13 protein-coding genes and 6 tRNA genes are annotated in these 14,240 nt (G+C 41.6%); 2 read left to right on the top strand and 17 right to left on the bottom strand.

What is annotated here, in order from left to right; genetic code table 11:
• Positions 1-36: 36 nt before the first annotated feature.
• The 11 genes from ABDZ72_RS10475 to ABDZ72_RS10425 all read right to left on the bottom strand — a co-directional run bounded on the left by ABDZ72_RS10475 (position 37) and on the right by ABDZ72_RS10425 (position 7,983).
• Positions 37-1,002, bottom strand: a complete 966-nt coding sequence (locus ABDZ72_RS10475) for a PstS family phosphate ABC transporter substrate-binding protein (RefSeq protein ID WP_343752825.1) — start codon at positions 1,000-1,002, stop codon at positions 37-39.
• Positions 1,003-1,193: 191 nt separating this feature from the next.
• Positions 1,194-3,272, bottom strand: a complete 2,079-nt coding sequence (locus ABDZ72_RS10470) for a peptidoglycan D,D-transpeptidase FtsI family protein (protein WP_343752823.1) — start codon at positions 3,270-3,272, stop codon at positions 1,194-1,196.
• A gap of 70 nt (positions 3,273-3,342) precedes the next feature.
• Positions 3,343-4,614 (bottom strand): MFS transporter, encoded by a 1,272-nt coding sequence (locus ABDZ72_RS10465; protein WP_343752821.1) that lies wholly within the window; start codon positions 4,612-4,614, stop codon positions 3,343-3,345.
• A 150-nt stretch (positions 4,615-4,764) separates the two neighbouring features.
• Positions 4,765-5,376 carry a superoxide dismutase gene (locus ABDZ72_RS10460; protein WP_343752819.1) on the bottom strand — a complete coding sequence of 204 codons (612 nt, stop codon included), beginning with the start codon at positions 5,374-5,376 and terminating at the stop codon, positions 4,765-4,767.
• Positions 5,377-5,549: 173 nt separating this feature from the next.
• Positions 5,550-5,622: transfer RNA gene (locus ABDZ72_RS10455), tRNA-Phe, on the bottom strand.
• Between the two features lie 43 nt (positions 5,623-5,665).
• Positions 5,666-5,756 (bottom strand) — tRNA-Ser (locus tag ABDZ72_RS10450).
• 9 nt (positions 5,757-5,765) lie between these two features.
• Positions 5,766-5,842 (bottom strand) — tRNA-Ile (locus ABDZ72_RS10445).
• A gap of 15 nt (positions 5,843-5,857) precedes the next feature.
• A tRNA-His gene (locus tag ABDZ72_RS10440) sits at positions 5,858-5,933 on the bottom strand.
• A 14-nt stretch (positions 5,934-5,947) separates the two neighbouring features.
• Positions 5,948-6,021 (bottom strand) — tRNA-Met (locus tag ABDZ72_RS10435).
• Between the two features lie 6 nt (positions 6,022-6,027).
• Positions 6,028-6,099, bottom strand: a tRNA-Asn gene (locus ABDZ72_RS10430).
• Between the two features lie 258 nt (positions 6,100-6,357).
• On the bottom strand, positions 6,358-7,983 hold the full coding sequence (locus tag ABDZ72_RS10425; protein WP_343752817.1) for a Na/Pi cotransporter family protein: 1,626 nt from the start codon (positions 7,981-7,983) through the stop codon (positions 6,358-6,360).
• 204 nt (positions 7,984-8,187) lie between these two features.
• On the opposite strand from ABDZ72_RS10425, the gene ABDZ72_RS10420 reads away from it, so the two are divergent.
• Positions 8,188-8,514, top strand: a complete 327-nt coding sequence (locus tag ABDZ72_RS10420; RefSeq protein ID WP_343752815.1) for a hypothetical protein — start codon at positions 8,188-8,190, stop codon at positions 8,512-8,514.
• 16 nt (positions 8,515-8,530) lie between these two features.
• Here ABDZ72_RS10420 and ABDZ72_RS10415 read toward each other — a convergent pair whose 3' ends face one another.
• On the bottom strand, positions 8,531-8,929 hold the full coding sequence (locus ABDZ72_RS10415) for a hypothetical protein (RefSeq protein ID WP_343752813.1): 399 nt from the start codon (positions 8,927-8,929) through the stop codon (positions 8,531-8,533).
• A 158-nt stretch (positions 8,930-9,087) separates the two neighbouring features.
• Between ABDZ72_RS10415 and ABDZ72_RS10410 the strand changes: the two genes are divergently transcribed.
• A complete protein-coding gene (locus tag ABDZ72_RS10410; protein ID WP_343752811.1) occupies positions 9,088-9,372 on the top strand; it encodes a DUF2624 family protein in 285 nt (94 codons plus the stop codon).
• 53 nt (positions 9,373-9,425) lie between these two features.
• Here the strand turns inward: ABDZ72_RS10410 and ABDZ72_RS10405 are convergent, their stop codons facing one another.
• From ABDZ72_RS10405 to ABDZ72_RS10385, 5 genes are all read right to left on the bottom strand, one after another.
• On the bottom strand, positions 9,426-10,319 hold the full coding sequence (locus tag ABDZ72_RS10405; RefSeq protein ID WP_343752809.1) for a deoxyribonuclease IV: 894 nt from the start codon (positions 10,317-10,319) through the stop codon (positions 9,426-9,428).
• 15 nt (positions 10,320-10,334) lie between these two features.
• Complete coding sequence (locus ABDZ72_RS10400; protein ID WP_343752807.1) at positions 10,335-11,648, bottom strand: DEAD/DEAH box helicase; 1,314 nt, start codon at positions 11,646-11,648, stop codon at positions 10,335-10,337.
• Positions 11,649-11,680: 32 nt separating this feature from the next.
• Entirely contained in the window at positions 11,681-12,790 is a 1,110-nt protein-coding gene (locus tag ABDZ72_RS10395; RefSeq protein ID WP_343752805.1) for a Nif3-like dinuclear metal center hexameric protein, read from the bottom strand.
• Positions 12,777-13,484, bottom strand: coding sequence for a tRNA (adenine(22)-N(1))-methyltransferase (locus ABDZ72_RS10390; RefSeq protein ID WP_343752803.1), 708 nt, complete (start codon positions 13,482-13,484; stop codon positions 12,777-12,779). Before ABDZ72_RS10390 ends, ABDZ72_RS10395 begins: the two co-directional genes overlap by 14 nt.
• A 99-nt stretch (positions 13,485-13,583) precedes the next feature.
• Positions 13,584-13,997: a c-type cytochrome gene (locus ABDZ72_RS10385; protein ID WP_343752801.1), complete on the bottom strand. Its 414-nt coding sequence runs from the start codon at positions 13,995-13,997 to the stop codon at positions 13,584-13,586.
• Positions 13,998-14,240 lie beyond the last annotated feature (243 nt).

Below are 14,240 nucleotides of genomic sequence, written 5' to 3'. Positions count from 1 at the left end.
AAAAGCAGAAAAACTTTTCTCACATATCCCTCTCGCCTATTTACCGGCTATTTTATCAACCTTTTGCAGTGCTTCTTCATATGCACTTTCCGGTTTTCCGACATAACCGACTGTTTCTGCCATTTTACCGGCATTTTTAAGAGCATATGTGGTGAAATTATAAACAGCGTCTTTTTTTAGTGCTTCATTTTTTACATAGAAGAATAGTGGTCGTGAAAATGGATTATATGCACCCGATTGAATGGTTTCTTTGCTTGGTTTAATGGCTTCCCCATCATTATTCACAATCGGTACTGCTTTTAAGTTTTCCTTGTTCTCAGCGTAATAAGCATATCCAAAGTAACTGATTCCATTAGGAGAGCCCATTACCCCCTGCACAAGGACATTGTCATCTTCTGATAATGACGCATCTTTACGAATCTGAGCATCTCCAAGAACAACTTCGCTGAAATAATCGAATGTGCCGGAATCCGCTCCAGGGCTATAAAACTCAATTTTTTCCTCAGGCCAACCTTTTTTCACATCGGCCCACGTTTCCACACCGCCATCCTTAGACCACATTTTTTTCAGCTGTTCAACCGTCAATTTATTAACCCAGTTGTTTTCTTTATTAACAACAATCGAAAGACCATCAAGCGCTATTTCGAATTCGGTGTAGTCAATACCCGCATCCTGAAGTGTCTGCTTTTCTGCTTCTTTAATTGGCCGGGAAGCGTTGGAAATATGGGTTTCACCTGCCGCAAACTTTTCAAATCCACCACCGCTTCCGGAAACACCAATATTAACCCGGGCATCAGGATTTTGTTTCTGATAGTCTTCAGCTATGGCTTCCATGATTGGAAAGACGGTGGACGATCCATCCACGATTACTTCGGACGACCCGTCTCCTGCATTTTTGTTGTCTCCGCCATTTCCCTGTTCATTTGCGCTTTCTTCCGCATTGCCGCATGCAGCTAATAGCAATGACATAGCAATGGTCACAAGTAAAAACATTGACCTCATGTTAAAAACCTCCTGTTTCTGTTTTTGTCAGGAAGAAAGGATGGTTTCCTCTCTGCAGTTCCCATATTAACGAAACAGTTTTAACTGCCTATGAATTGAATGTAAAAATACTGTAAATAATCGCGCCCCTATGAATAGCGCAAATAAAAAAACCTGAACACTGCACGAGTGCTCAGGCTGGTATAACCATTTTACTCTTCATCTTTTTTATTATTTAATTTAAAATACGCATCCAAAATCCCTTGACCGATTTTATAGCTGATCGGGTGTTTGTTTCCAGTTCCTGCTTGGGGTACAATGAGTGCAAACGCTACTTCCGGGTCATCATAAGGCGCATAGCCTATAAGAGCTAAATTCTCCGCATCATGCACTTTTTCCCCGTTTTTATAAACATCGGCTTCAGCGGTACCCGTTTTACCGGCCGCTTGATATGGCTGATCAGAAAAATAACGTTCAGCCGTTCCGCCGGGTTCCTGGAACACTTGACGAAACCCTTCCTGAACACGGTCGATATAGTTCTGATCCATCTCCACCCTATTGATAATCTCGGTATTATTGTTTTTATATACTGGACCAAGTTCCTCGCTGTGTGGCACAGGGTTGCGTATGGACTTCAAAAAATGTGGTTGCACGCGGTATCCGTTATTGGCAATGGTTGAAATATATTGGACCATTTGCATCGTTGTATACGTATCATACTGCCCAATCGCAAAGTCAAGCAAATTTCCTGCGCGCGGGTCACTGCCCTCATATCCAGTCGATTCCGACGGAAAATCAATACCGGTTGAAATGCCAAGCCCGAATTGACTGAAATAACTGCGCATCTCCGTAAAAGCCTCCGGGTCAAAATTAAGCGGTTCATTCGGCTGGTAGTTAAAATCTCCACCCATGCGCATTGCAATGTAGAACATGTAAACGTTGGATGACAGTCTTAGTGCATCCAAATCGTTGACCTGCCCTAAGTTATGATAAGATTTTTTCACAGGTGTGCCTTTTATTTTGATTGGTGCATCGTAAAAGGAGCGCCCCGGCTTAATAACCCCTGATTCATAACCGGACAGCACCGTTGCACCTTTCACCGCTGAACCAAAGCTGTATGCATTGTGTATGGTGCTGAGCCCGGAATTTTGAAATTCCTTTTCCTTTCGGTTGTAATATTGCCCGCCGGCCGCGAGAATGTCTCCTGTCTGTGGGTCCATCATTACCGCAAGAGCTCTGTCCATTTCTTTATTCTCATAAGGTTGATTTTGGATGGCGGTCTTCAATTCCTTACGAAGAATCGAATTCACTTGTTTCTGCAATTCCATATCAATGGAAAGAACAAGGTCCTTTCCACGCTGTCCTTCAACAGCAACATCAGAGTCAACTACTGTATCCTCCTTATTGGTTGTATATTGGATTTTTTCTTTGCGTCCCCTTAAAATGCTCTCATATTCCTGTTCAAGACCACTCCTGCCCACACGGTCATTACGGTTGTAACCTCTTGTCAAGTAGTATTCTTTTTTTTCAGCCAATATCCCCTCTGATTCCGATGTCAGTTGCCCGGTAAAAGCCTGGAATGTATTATCGTATGGGTATTTACGGTTCCAATCCGTTGTCGCGTTCACCCCTGACAATTTATCCAAATGTTCGGCAACACGTGCAAATTCCCTGGGAGTTACGTCATTGCCTTTTGTGATTGTTTGCGGCGTCAGCGCCATTGCTTTGTCCATTTCCTTCTTGATTGCCATCACTTCAAGCTGTTGATCGGTAAAGTTACTTAGAGCAATTTCTTCATCCGTAATTCGTTCTATCATCGTACTGTATTGCTCACTGTTATCCATGTTATTTTCTTCTTTGTCTGTCAGCCTGCTTTTTGCTTCTTCCGTGTTTTTAAGATACCAGTAGTCTTTCCGATTTCGTTCCGTAACACCGTAATCTCCATCGTCGCCTTCATCCATAGAGATATAAGTGGCCAATCTTTCCGCAACATCCAGTCGTTTTTTCGCCCGTGTGCCTTTGTCCGGTGTATACGTGATAGCGTATTCTGCATTATTGCCAACAATTAAATCGCCATTCCGATCATACATTTTACCGCGGGGAACAGAAATTTCCGTGTAATCATTGGACGTGCGGTCGATTTCCGCTTGAAACGTTTTCCCATTTAGAATTTGGACAACGCCAAGTTGCAGAATCAGTATTGAAAACAACAAAAAAACAACAAAAAACAATATATTTAAACGAAAGGGCAACTGCGCCTTTTTCTTTTTCTTCTTTTTCGCGTCTGCCATATGTCTCTCCTTCACCTTGGAAATAGTATGTTTTTATTATACCATTTTTTCCGGCTGTTTCTAACAGGGATCACCGATTTTTTTCATCAGTGACAGATTCCGTGGTGATGGATTCGTTTTTAGTGTTTGTTTTCAAATGAACACCTTTAATAAACATATAAATAACAATATGACCCAGTCCGAAAAAGGCGAGCAGATATGGAATAATGGTTTCCGCCGAAAAAATGGATATGGCAATAAGAAATACGACTATAGCCGTCACTCTACCGATATTGGCAAATACTTCACGGACGACAATATACTCCACTCTTAATTCTTTTGCTTTCCATGCCTTTCCAATGACGTCAAATGTCATGGAAAAGTAAGGAACGTTGACAATTGGATAAGCCGTGCCTATGAGTGCCGCATAAATCATCAGCTGCACATACCCAGTCTCAAACAAAATAATATAAATCGAGAAATACAAGATCAGTGCTCCTATGAGTACAAATTTTTTCCGCATGTACGGTTTCACCCATCTTGTTACGATGAAATAAAAAACGAAAGATAATCCCGAAAGAAACAAATTAAAGATCCCAAGCGAAAATTCACTTCCTGTGGCAAGAAAGACCCATATGGAAATGACAAATAAAAAAATACCTTCCCGAAGTCCTTGAGATATGTGAGCATTCAATATTTTTCGCCAGTTTTTATTGCCTTTCCATTCAGATAAGACACGCCTGAAATAAAAACGCCCTTCTGCCTGACGCCGTTTCAGAAAAAAACTCAATACAACCGCACCAATAAACAGGCAGAATGAAATTGAAAAAATAACCGTATACCCAATCGTCTCGTCCATTCTGGCGATGATGGCCCCTGCGAGGACCGGACCAATCATACCAGCTAATGACTGTAAAACACCTAAAAACCCATTAAAAAAGTCTCTTGACTCAGGTTCAGTAATTTCAAATGTAAGCACATTAAAAGCCAACCAGTAAAATCCAAATCCTATTCCCAGCACACTGCCAAGCACAAAGTTGTACGTTGCTGCTTTATCTGCAATAAGCAGTACACTCAGGAAAAAGAGCGATAAAGCAATAACACCAAGACGTAAAACAATAACACGGTCAATTTTTTTAGCAATTTTTCCTGCAAGAATAAAGGTGAGCGGCTGAAACAGATAAATGGCCAGATTATAAAAGGCAATGGTGCTGTAATCACCGGCCTGACGCCATAAATATATGTTCACAAAAGTATTGGAAAGAAAAATACTCAACGAGTACAAGCCGCCTATAACAAGCAGCAAAATAAGATCCCGGTTAATATCCATTTTTCCTGTAAAGGCTTGTAAATAGTTACGCATATCCATTGCTCCTTTTTGTTCATTCATAGTGTAAACAAATGAGAGCACGGATATGTAATAACAAACATGGGAAAAAGATGGCTTACAACAGTGATATTTTCCAGTTATATTAAAAAAACACGGAGGCTAACCCCGTGTTTTTAAAGCTACTTATTTAGCTTCGTTATAGTTTTTCGCAACCTCGTCCCAATTAACAACATTCCAAAATGCAGAGACATATTCAGGACGACGGTTCTGATATTTCAGGTAGTAAGCATGCTCCCATACGTCAAGTCCTAAAATCGGTGTTTGACCGTCCATGATTGGGGAGTCCTGATTCGGTGTGCTAGTAATTTCCAGTTTACCATTATTAACAATCAGCCATGCCCAGCCTGAACCAAAGCGGCCTTTTGCGGCTGTTTCAAAATCTTCTTTGAATTGGTCAAAACTGCCGAATGTCGATTTAATTTTGTCAGCAAGTTCACCAGTTGGTTCGCCCCCACCATTGGGTGACATGACCTTCCAGAACAAGCTATGGTTGGCATGTCCACCGCCATTGTTGCGAACAGCTGTCCGAATATCCTCCGGTACAGCATCAAGATTGCCAATTAAATCGTTAAGTGATTTTTGCTGTAGATCTGATTTACCTTCCAGCGCGGCATTCAATTTGGTGACATAAGTATTGTGATGCTTTGTGTGGTGAATATTCATGGTTTCTTTGTCAATCGTCGGTTCCAAAGCATCATATGCATATGGTAGTTCTGGTAGTTCAAATGGAGCCATTATATCCATCCTTCCTGTCTTTATTTGTTAAAAGGATTATGTATCATCCTTTTAATTTTAATATATCAAAGTACTTAAACTGTTGCAAACAATACGCAATTTCTCCTAATACCTAAAGCTATGCTCGTTATTTGGTATAAAAAAAACAAGCATGTATGCTTGTTTTAAAAAGATGGCTCGAGACGGAATCGAACCGCCGACACACGGATTTTCAGTCCGTTGCTCTACCGACTGAGCTATCGAGCCGTTTATAACATGATCTTGTTATAGTTGTTGCCAACGTTATGTATGGAGGAGGTAGAGGGATTCGAACCCCCGCGCGGTTTGACCCGCCTGTCGGTTTTCAAGACCGATCCCTTCAGCCACTTGGGTATACCTCCGAATGTCAGTGGTGGACCCTGCAGGATTCGAACCTGCGACCGATCGGTTATGAGCCGATAGCTCTGACCAGCTGAGCTAAGGGTCCTTGGCTTTATTTATATGGGGCGACCGGTGGGGATCGAACCCACGCATGCCGGAGCCACAATCCGGTGCGTTAACCACTTCGCCACGGCCGCCATCAGAAAATGAATAGCGGTGGAGGGGTTCGAACCCACGACCTTACGGGTATGAACCGTATGCTCTCGCCAGCTGAGCTACACCGCCACATGACTTCACAGGCAGGATTCGAACCTGCGATCGATCGGTTAACTTCCGATAGATCTACCGCTGAGCTACTGTGGAATAATCAGTAATTCTATTTCCTGTTTCCCAACAGCGACGATATACATTCTATCACCCTTCCCGGAATTAGTCAACCCTCTATTCCGGGATATTATGTACGATACTGATATCGCTGCAAGAATTAACAACATTAGTAACTATAGCATGTTCAACCCCTATTTTCAACAAGAAACACAATATCCAAAAAAATCATCATATATCCAAAACAAAAACAGATAAAATACCGGCAACTGCTGATAAATTCAGTGCCGATATTCTCTATTCGTCCAAAACAGCTTCAGCAATATTCACCGCATGATCAGCAATACGCTCTAAATTGCTGATGATGTCAACATAGACGATGCCTGCTGATCCTGTACATACACCCTCATTCATACGAATAATGTGTTTTTTCCGATAGTCACGTTCCATCTTGTCAATCTGATCCTCTTTCTGCACAACTCCCAATGCTTTTTCACGGTCGGTGCTATCCAGTGCTTCAACGGATTCTTTTACTGTCATAACGGTTAAATCAAACATATTATTTAAATCTTCTTGTGCTTTTTCCGTTAAATGGACTTTGTTGGTTATTTTATAATCAATCAGTTCAATAATGTTTTCAAAATGATCACCAATTCGTTCAATGTCACGTACAGAGTCCATCAGCAGCGTATGTTTGGCACTATTCAATTCGGACATATATTCACCGGATAATTCCACTAAATATTCCGTTATCCTTCGATCGAGGTTATTGAGTGCGCCTTCGATTTGCATGGACATTTCCGAATGCTTCTGACTTTTCGTTGTTAAATACAGATTGGTTTCCTCAAGTCCTTTGTACGAGTACTCGCCCATGCGAATAATTTCTGCTTTCGCCTGATCGAGTGCCAATGTGGATGATTGCTGAATAAAAATCGGGTCCAAATGTTTTGGTTTGTATTCAACAACGGTGTCATCGCCCGGAACAAGCTTGGTTACTAACCACGCAAGCGCTCCAATAAATGGAAATTGTATAATTAGATTTGCGATATTAAAGCTGCCATGAGCAAATGCAATGGTCATCTCTGGATTCAATTGTAACGATGACTGCAGATATAGAGCATACTGCGTGAAGAAGCCGAGCAGTAATAACCCTAGCGTTGTGCCAAGCAAGTTAAATGCTACGTGAACCAAAGCAGCGCGTCTTGCTGCGATTGAGGTTCCAATAGATGCCAGCAATGCTGTGAGCGTTGTACCAATGTTGTCACCAAATAAAACAGGCAATGAAGCCTTCAGATTAATCGCACCCTCAGAAAACAATCCCTGCAAAATACCAATCGTTGCACTCGAGCTTTGAACAACAACTGTAAATACTGTTCCAATAACAACCCCTAAAACAGGATTTTCACTCATACTTAAGGTCAAATCATGGAATGCCTGAACATTTTCCAGCGGCGCCATTGCCTCTCCCATGAACCTGAGACCCAAAAACAAGGCACCAAAGCCGAAAATGGCTTGTCCTATATTCTGGACTTTTTGGTTTTTAAAGAAGAATAAGAGTAAGCAGCCTACTGCTATTATCGGCAGCGCATACGTTTCCAGATCAACCCCAATAATGAATGCCGTTACCGTTGTACCGACATTGGCACCCATTATGACACCAATGGCCTGCCGGAGAGTCATAAATCCAGCATTGACAAGGCCGACAGTTAATACCGTCGTCCCTGAACTGCTTTGAATAAGGATTGTCACAACAATTCCTGAAAGCACACCAAGAAATGGGTTACTTGTCGTTTTATCAAGCACATCTCGCAGACGATCTCCCGCTGATTTCTGCAGGCCTTCTCCCATATATTTAATACCGATCAGGAAAATACCGAGTCCGCCTATAAATTGAAATATCAGTGTCTGCACATCGATATCCAAAAAAACGCCACCCTTCTTATTGAAAACTGTCACATACCTTCCCTATTATTAAAGAATTCGACATGATTTGTAAAGCAAATCTAGAAAAATTAACATAAAGTTTACATTCCACTTTTTCACAACCCACACCATTTCCAACAGTAATAAATCAGAATGGTTGATCATACTATATTAAAGGGAAGTAGAGTGAAGGGTGATGACGTAATGAAACGATTTATTCTATATATGTTCATTATATTATTGGTCATCAGCATTTATAAAGATATGACAACAGGTATACTCCCCGATACGTCATCGAAATTGACCACTGATAATACACATGAAACGGAGAAATTGACTGTCGTTCGGGTGAAAGCAGGAAAAGGAGATACCGTTTTATCGATTGTGGAAAGTATCAATGAACTAAATAACCAAGTGGCTGTTTCAAAGATACTGGATGACTTTCGATCAATAAACCCAGATACTGATCCATTTCATGTCAAATCAGGTGAGTATTATTTTTTTCCATTGTACAAAAAAGGGGCCGATTAGAATCAGCCCCTTTTGTTTATACATATGGCAGTATAAATAAGCGTATCAGGATGGAAATGCCACCAGCTACAATCGCAGTATTACCCAGTGTTTCTGAACCCCTGTTTCGAGAAATAAATCCAAGGATAACCCCGGCACCGCCAAGAATAATTGGCATCAGAAAATAAGAAATGATGGACAATGCTACAGCTACCCAACCATAAATACTTGTCGCATCGGTATCATCATCTTTTTTAGCTTCTGCGTCATCCGCGGTTATTTCTGCGGCAAATTCCTCATCACGTCTACTTTGAACCTCATCCATGTCCCGTTTACCATCGTTAAAATTGGTTTCGACTATATCGCCCGTATCCGATTGTTCATCAAGCTTTGAACCATTTTCTGAATTGTTGGCTCTGCGGTTCGTTTCATCCATCGTCAAGACCTCTCTTTCCTTTCGAGGTGTATGTATAGTTTATGAACGATGGATGCATATATACTGGTACATATTGTTAAAAAGGGTGGGTAAATAAGAAAGTTTTTATAATTGGTGCATACAGTAAAACAGATCACTTTTTTAAGGGGGAGAGGCGTATGTCAACATTCATTAGACAAGTGGTGCGTAATAAACTCAAGCGGTTAACGACTGATGAGATTCTTCAATACGCACACAACTATCATTTTTCAGTGACGCGAAATCAGGCTGAAGCTATTACTGACTATTTACAAGAGCATACTGTTGATCCTTTCAGTCCACACAGCCGGGAAAAAATGCTTCAGGAGCTTGCCCGCATAACGGATCAGCACACGGCAGACAAAGCTCAGAAGCTGTTTGAGAAAATGATCCAATCGTACGGTCTGGAACATTTATTTCAGTGAGCATCAACCCCATGCCTAACAGGAATCGTGCACAAAGCGATATTCCTGTTTTTTTATTGCTTTATAATTTTTTCCTTCAAATCCGGTTCAAACGAGTCATTTCGAATCATATTTATCTCAAATTGGTACGGCGGCTTTTTATCCTTCTTATCTTCCCCTACAAATGGTGTCTCTAAAATTTTAGGAAGGTTTTCCAATTTTGGATGCTTAATAACATGGTTCAACGCTTCAAATCCAATATGACCAAAACCAATATTTTCGTGCCGGTCTTTCCGAGCACCTTGCACGTTTTTGCTATCATTCACATGAACAACTTGCAGACGATCAAGCCCAACAACGCGGTCAAATTCATCAAGCACACCATCAAAATCATGAACAACATCATACCCTGCATCGTGAATGTGGCACGTATCGAGACACACGGACAGTTTTTCATTATGGGTTACACCATCCATAATGGAAGCTAATTCTTCAAATGTGCGTCCAATTTCCGATCCTTTACCGGCCATTGTCTCGAGTGCTATCTGGACGTCTTGATGTTTATCAAGCACTTCATTGAGACCTTCCACAATTTTCGCAATTCCTTTGTCAGCTCCCTGTCCCACATGGGAGCCAGGATGCAATACAATCTGTTCGGCACCAATCGCTGCTGTACGATCAATCTCATTTTGTAAAAATTCCACACCGAGTTCAAACGTTTCTTTCTTAACGGTATTGCCGATATTGATGATATAAGGAGCATGTACAACAACATCAACGATTCCGTTCGCTTCCATATGTTGTCTTCCGGCATCAATATTCAATTCATCAATGGGTTTTCGTTTTGTGTTTTGCGGCGCACCGGTATAAATCATAAAGACATTGGATCCGTATGATGCTGCCTGTTCACTCGATCCCTTCAGCATTTTCTTTCCACTCATGGATACGTGTGATCCTATTTTTAACATTTCCTCACCCCAACATCATTTTCGTTTTTGGTTTGGTTGTTTCTTTAATTGATCTTTCACTTTTTCCTTTTGTTTTTTCATTTTTTTCTTATAGCCAGGTTTAACTTTTTTATATTTTTTGACTTGATTCCACGCTAACGAATCCATATCATGATCAGCTGTATTATCTTTTTTTCGTTGACTTCGATAATGGACAGGTTTCCAATCACCATCTTTAATATCCCAAAAAGGAACAGGTATGTCTTTTTGTTTTAACTTTTCCAACAACCGCACGTCTTCATCCTTATAAAGGCTTATAACCATTCCTTCCATGCCAGCCCGTGCAGTCCGGCCCGCGCGATGTACATAAAAGTCCGTTTCTTTTGGAAGTTGCGCATTGATAATATGGCTGACACCTTTAATATCCATGCCGCGAGAAGCAAGGTCGGTTGCTACAACATACTGATAACGGAGATTCTGAATTTCCTTCAGTACCCGCTTGCGCTCCCTTGATGCCAAGCCGCCATGGATAAGACCGGTAGAGAGCCCATTTTGTTGCAAAGAAACAGCCAATGCATCAGCTTCTTCCTTTCCGTTCGTGAAAATGATGGCCAAATACGGTTGAATCATTTTCGAGATGGAAACAATCACATCTGTTTCCGTCCTGTTTTTCAAAGGAATGAACCGATGTTCCAACGTTTCTGGTGCCATTGAATCATCTATTTTAACATGCAGCGGATTTTCCAAATATTTATGGTAAAACTGTTCAAGCTGTTGAGGAATCGTCGCAGAAAATGCGAGAATTTGGACATTTTGACGGGTGCGGACCAACAATTGATCAATGTCCTCGATAAACCCGAGTTCCAGCATGAGATCGGCTTCATCAATCACAAATGCCGATGCCGTAAAAATGGAAAGGCTTTGGTCGCTTACCAAATCCAACATTCGCCCCGGAGTACCGACAATAATATGAGGTGGTTCTTTCAGTTTTTCCATCATTCGTTGTTTATCCGTTCCTCCGACGAGTAGCTTGGCCTTCCATACGTCACCCTTACCGGCATAGTCAATAATCGTCTTCACTTCATCGTATATTTGCGATGCCAACTCCCGAGTCGGAGCTGTCAGCACCAGTTGTACTTCTTGTTTATCTGGATCAAGTTCATTTATTAGCGGAAGTAGGTAGGCATGTGTTTTCCCGGACCCTGTCTGAGAACGGGCAATGACACTCCTGCCTTCAAGTACGGCAGGTATCACTTGCTGTTGGATAGAGGTTGGCTGCTTAAATTGCAGTTTGTCAATAACGTCAGTCAGGACAGGCAGAAAATTAAATTGGCTGAAATGTTCAGTCATGATCGATTACTCCTTTTTATGCGTAAACTCAATCAAACGATTTGAAATGGATCAGTATTGGCTTGGGATACTATGACGTTCAATACGTCTTTAGAGAATTCTTTGTCCAGATAGGCTTTTGTATCATCTTTCATGACTTTTTCCGCATAATGGCCTGGGTCAATCATTGAAAGCCCCATTTCCTGTGCATCCTGCGCGGGGTGGAGTGTCATATCTCCGGTTATATATACATCAGCTCCCGCCTTTTTTGCTTCGTGCAGATATTTTTCCCCGCTTCCACCCAAAACTGCTATGCGTTTTACCGTTGCAGACAAATCACCGGTAACCCGCACACGAGAAATATTTAGCGTTTTTTTGATCCTATCGCTCAGTTCATTCAAGGACATGGATTCATCCATAACACCTATTCTTCCCAACCCATAGGAAGGACCGCTATTTTCCACTGGATACAGATCATAGGCAGCCTCTTCGTATGGATGTGCTGCCATCATTGCATCCACAACAGAGGAAAGCTTGTACTGTGGAATAATTGTTTCCATTTTTACTTCATCGACAAACGCTAGAGTGTCCTGTGATCCGATATAGGGGTCTGTGCCTTCAAGTGGTTTAAACGTTCCTTGCCCCGCCGATTGAAACGTGCAATGACTGTAATCACCAATATGACCCGCGCCTTGTTCACTCATAGCTTCCCTTACTTCATCAGCATGGGATTCAGGAACGAACACCACCATTTTGATCATTTTTTCCGTATAGTTGACTGAAAGAATATCTCGATGATAAATGCCGATCCGATCACAAAGCATATCATTGACGCCACCATTGGCCATATCCAGATTCGTATGAGCGGCGTATACAGATATGTCCCATGCGATCAATTTCCGAATAACCCGACCTTTCGGAGAATCAGTATCCAGCTGCTTGAGCGGCTTAAACAACAAAGGGTGATGGGCAATAATCAAATTAACGTTATTGGCAATCGCCTCATCAACTGTGGACTCAAGAACATCCAATGTAACCATTACCTTATTCACCGATGTTTGATAAGACCCAATCTGAAGCCCGACATTATCCCAGTCATACGCTAGCCATTTTGGTGCCCATGCTTCCATTGAGTTGAATACATCCATATTACGGACAGTCATGACCCAATTCCTCCTTTATCCACTTTGTTTCTTTTTCAATCATTGCAATTTTAGGATTATCAGGATATTTTGCATACGTCATCTGATCGATAATGTGTCTTTGCTTCATATGTTCTTTTTCCCATTTTCGATAAAACAAATCCGGTTTCTGCTTCAAAAGATGTGGGCCAAACAGTAGTTGTTTCCCTGTCAATTGTTGTGAACCAGCCATTTTATCAGCGACAATAATTTCATATATACGTCCGTTGTCTTCCACCATTGATTCACCGATAATACTGTAACCATGAGTTGAAAACCATTGACGAACATTCCGTTCATCCGTATTCGGTTGAACAATGATTCGCTCCAGTCCCATCAAGTGAGCCTCTCCATCGCTTAGAATGGTATGGATAAGGGAACCGCCCATTCCTGCTATCACTACTGTGTTCACTTCACCACGATGGAAAACAGCCAGACCATCGCCTGAACGAACATCAATCCTATCCGTTAACCCATTCCATGAAACGGTCTGTCGTGCACGCTGAAGTGGCCCTTTATTCAATTCTCCAACTATCGCATATGCCGAAGGATCCCTTAAGCAAACATAGCAAGGAAGGTAAGCATGATCAGACCCAATATCAGCAAATCGTGATCCCGGCAGTACAAATGAAGCAACCTTTTTCAAGCGTTTGGAAAGTTTAGTGCTAGGTTCCATCTCGTTCTCCTCATCTATTAACAGTTTCTAAGTACAAAAGAGCAAGCTTGCTGCATCATATCAGTAAGCTTACTCTTTCCTGCGCTGGCATAATCACTCTTATTTTTGTTTGGAAAGAAATTCAGCTACAGCATCAGCCTCTTTGCCTTTAACAATTCCCGGCTGCATCCCGGCGTCAGGAAAGCCGTCTTTAATAACTTGCTTAATTTCATCTTTGGAATATTTATTGCCGACGGTTTTCAAGGAAGGCCCCATGCCACCGGACAAATCGCTTCCATGACAGGACGCACAATTACTCTTGAAAATTTCTTCACCGTTGGCAGTTGTTTCACCGCCGCCACCAGAACCGTTATCCTGGGACTCGTCCTGCTGTTGTTCCTCTCCTTGTTTTTCCTCGCCATTTTGCTCATCCTTAGCTTGCTGCTGATTAAGTCCGACAACCGACACAATAATAACTAAAACAATGCCGAGACCGGCGATTAAACCATAGGCCATGATTGGATTTTTCTTCATAGCTGTTCCTCCTTATGTATTCCCTTTTATGATAAAAGTTGACGATACTTTTATTTTACTTGAAAAGCTATTAACTTTAAAGGAAAAGATGTGACATTTATAAAACAACCATGTTTATCATACATTACCGAACGAACCTGTCATACTCCCGCTTACAAACGTTGGATCAATCCACAGAGGAGGTCAGGAAACAAAACATTTTAGCAATCATACGCCACGCCCTTGACAATACAACTATGTCGC

Source organism: Lentibacillus halophilus, from assembly GCF_039522485.1.
Lineage (GTDB): Bacteria > Bacillota > Bacilli > Bacillales > Amphibacillaceae > Lentibacillus > Lentibacillus halophilus.
The sequence above is the reverse complement of the archived record's forward strand: the minus strand, read 5'-3'. Positions and strand labels throughout refer to the sequence as shown.

What these genes read in the sequence shown, in the direction of transcription:
- ABDZ72_RS10390 (WP_343752803.1), bottom strand. Translation starts at nt 13,484, where the DNA reads ATGGAACCTAGCACTAAACTTTCCAAACGCTTGAAAAAGGTTGCTTCA.
- ABDZ72_RS10385 (WP_343752801.1), bottom strand. Translation starts at nt 13,997, where the DNA reads ATGAAGAAAAATCCAATCATGGCCTATGGTTTAATCGCCGGTCTCGGC.
- ABDZ72_RS10465 (WP_343752821.1), bottom strand. Translation starts at nt 4,614, where the DNA reads ATGCGTAACTATTTACAAGCCTTTACAGGAAAAATGGATATTAACCGG.
- ABDZ72_RS10420 (WP_343752815.1), top strand. Translation starts at nt 8,188, where the DNA reads ATGAAACGATTTATTCTATATATGTTCATTATATTATTGGTCATCAGC.
- ABDZ72_RS10405 (WP_343752809.1), bottom strand. Translation starts at nt 10,319, where the DNA reads ATGTTAAAAATAGGATCACACGTATCCATGAGTGGAAAGAAAATGCTG.
- ABDZ72_RS10395 (WP_343752805.1), bottom strand. Translation starts at nt 12,790, where the DNA reads ATGACTGTCCGTAATATGGATGTATTCAACTCAATGGAAGCATGGGCA.
- ABDZ72_RS10415 (WP_343752813.1), bottom strand. Translation starts at nt 8,929, where the DNA reads ATGGATGAAACGAACCGCAGAGCCAACAATTCAGAAAATGGTTCAAAG.
- ABDZ72_RS10400 (WP_343752807.1), bottom strand. Translation starts at nt 11,648, where the DNA reads ATGACTGAACATTTCAGCCAATTTAATTTTCTGCCTGTCCTGACTGAC.
- ABDZ72_RS10410 (WP_343752811.1), top strand. Translation starts at nt 9,088, where the DNA reads ATGTCAACATTCATTAGACAAGTGGTGCGTAATAAACTCAAGCGGTTA.
- ABDZ72_RS10475 (WP_343752825.1), bottom strand. Translation starts at nt 1,002, where the DNA reads ATGAGGTCAATGTTTTTACTTGTGACCATTGCTATGTCATTGCTATTA.
- ABDZ72_RS10460 (WP_343752819.1), bottom strand. Translation starts at nt 5,376, where the DNA reads ATGGCTCCATTTGAACTACCAGAACTACCATATGCATATGATGCTTTG.
- ABDZ72_RS10470 (WP_343752823.1), bottom strand. Translation starts at nt 3,272, where the DNA reads ATGGCAGACGCGAAAAAGAAGAAAAAGAAAAAGGCGCAGTTGCCCTTT.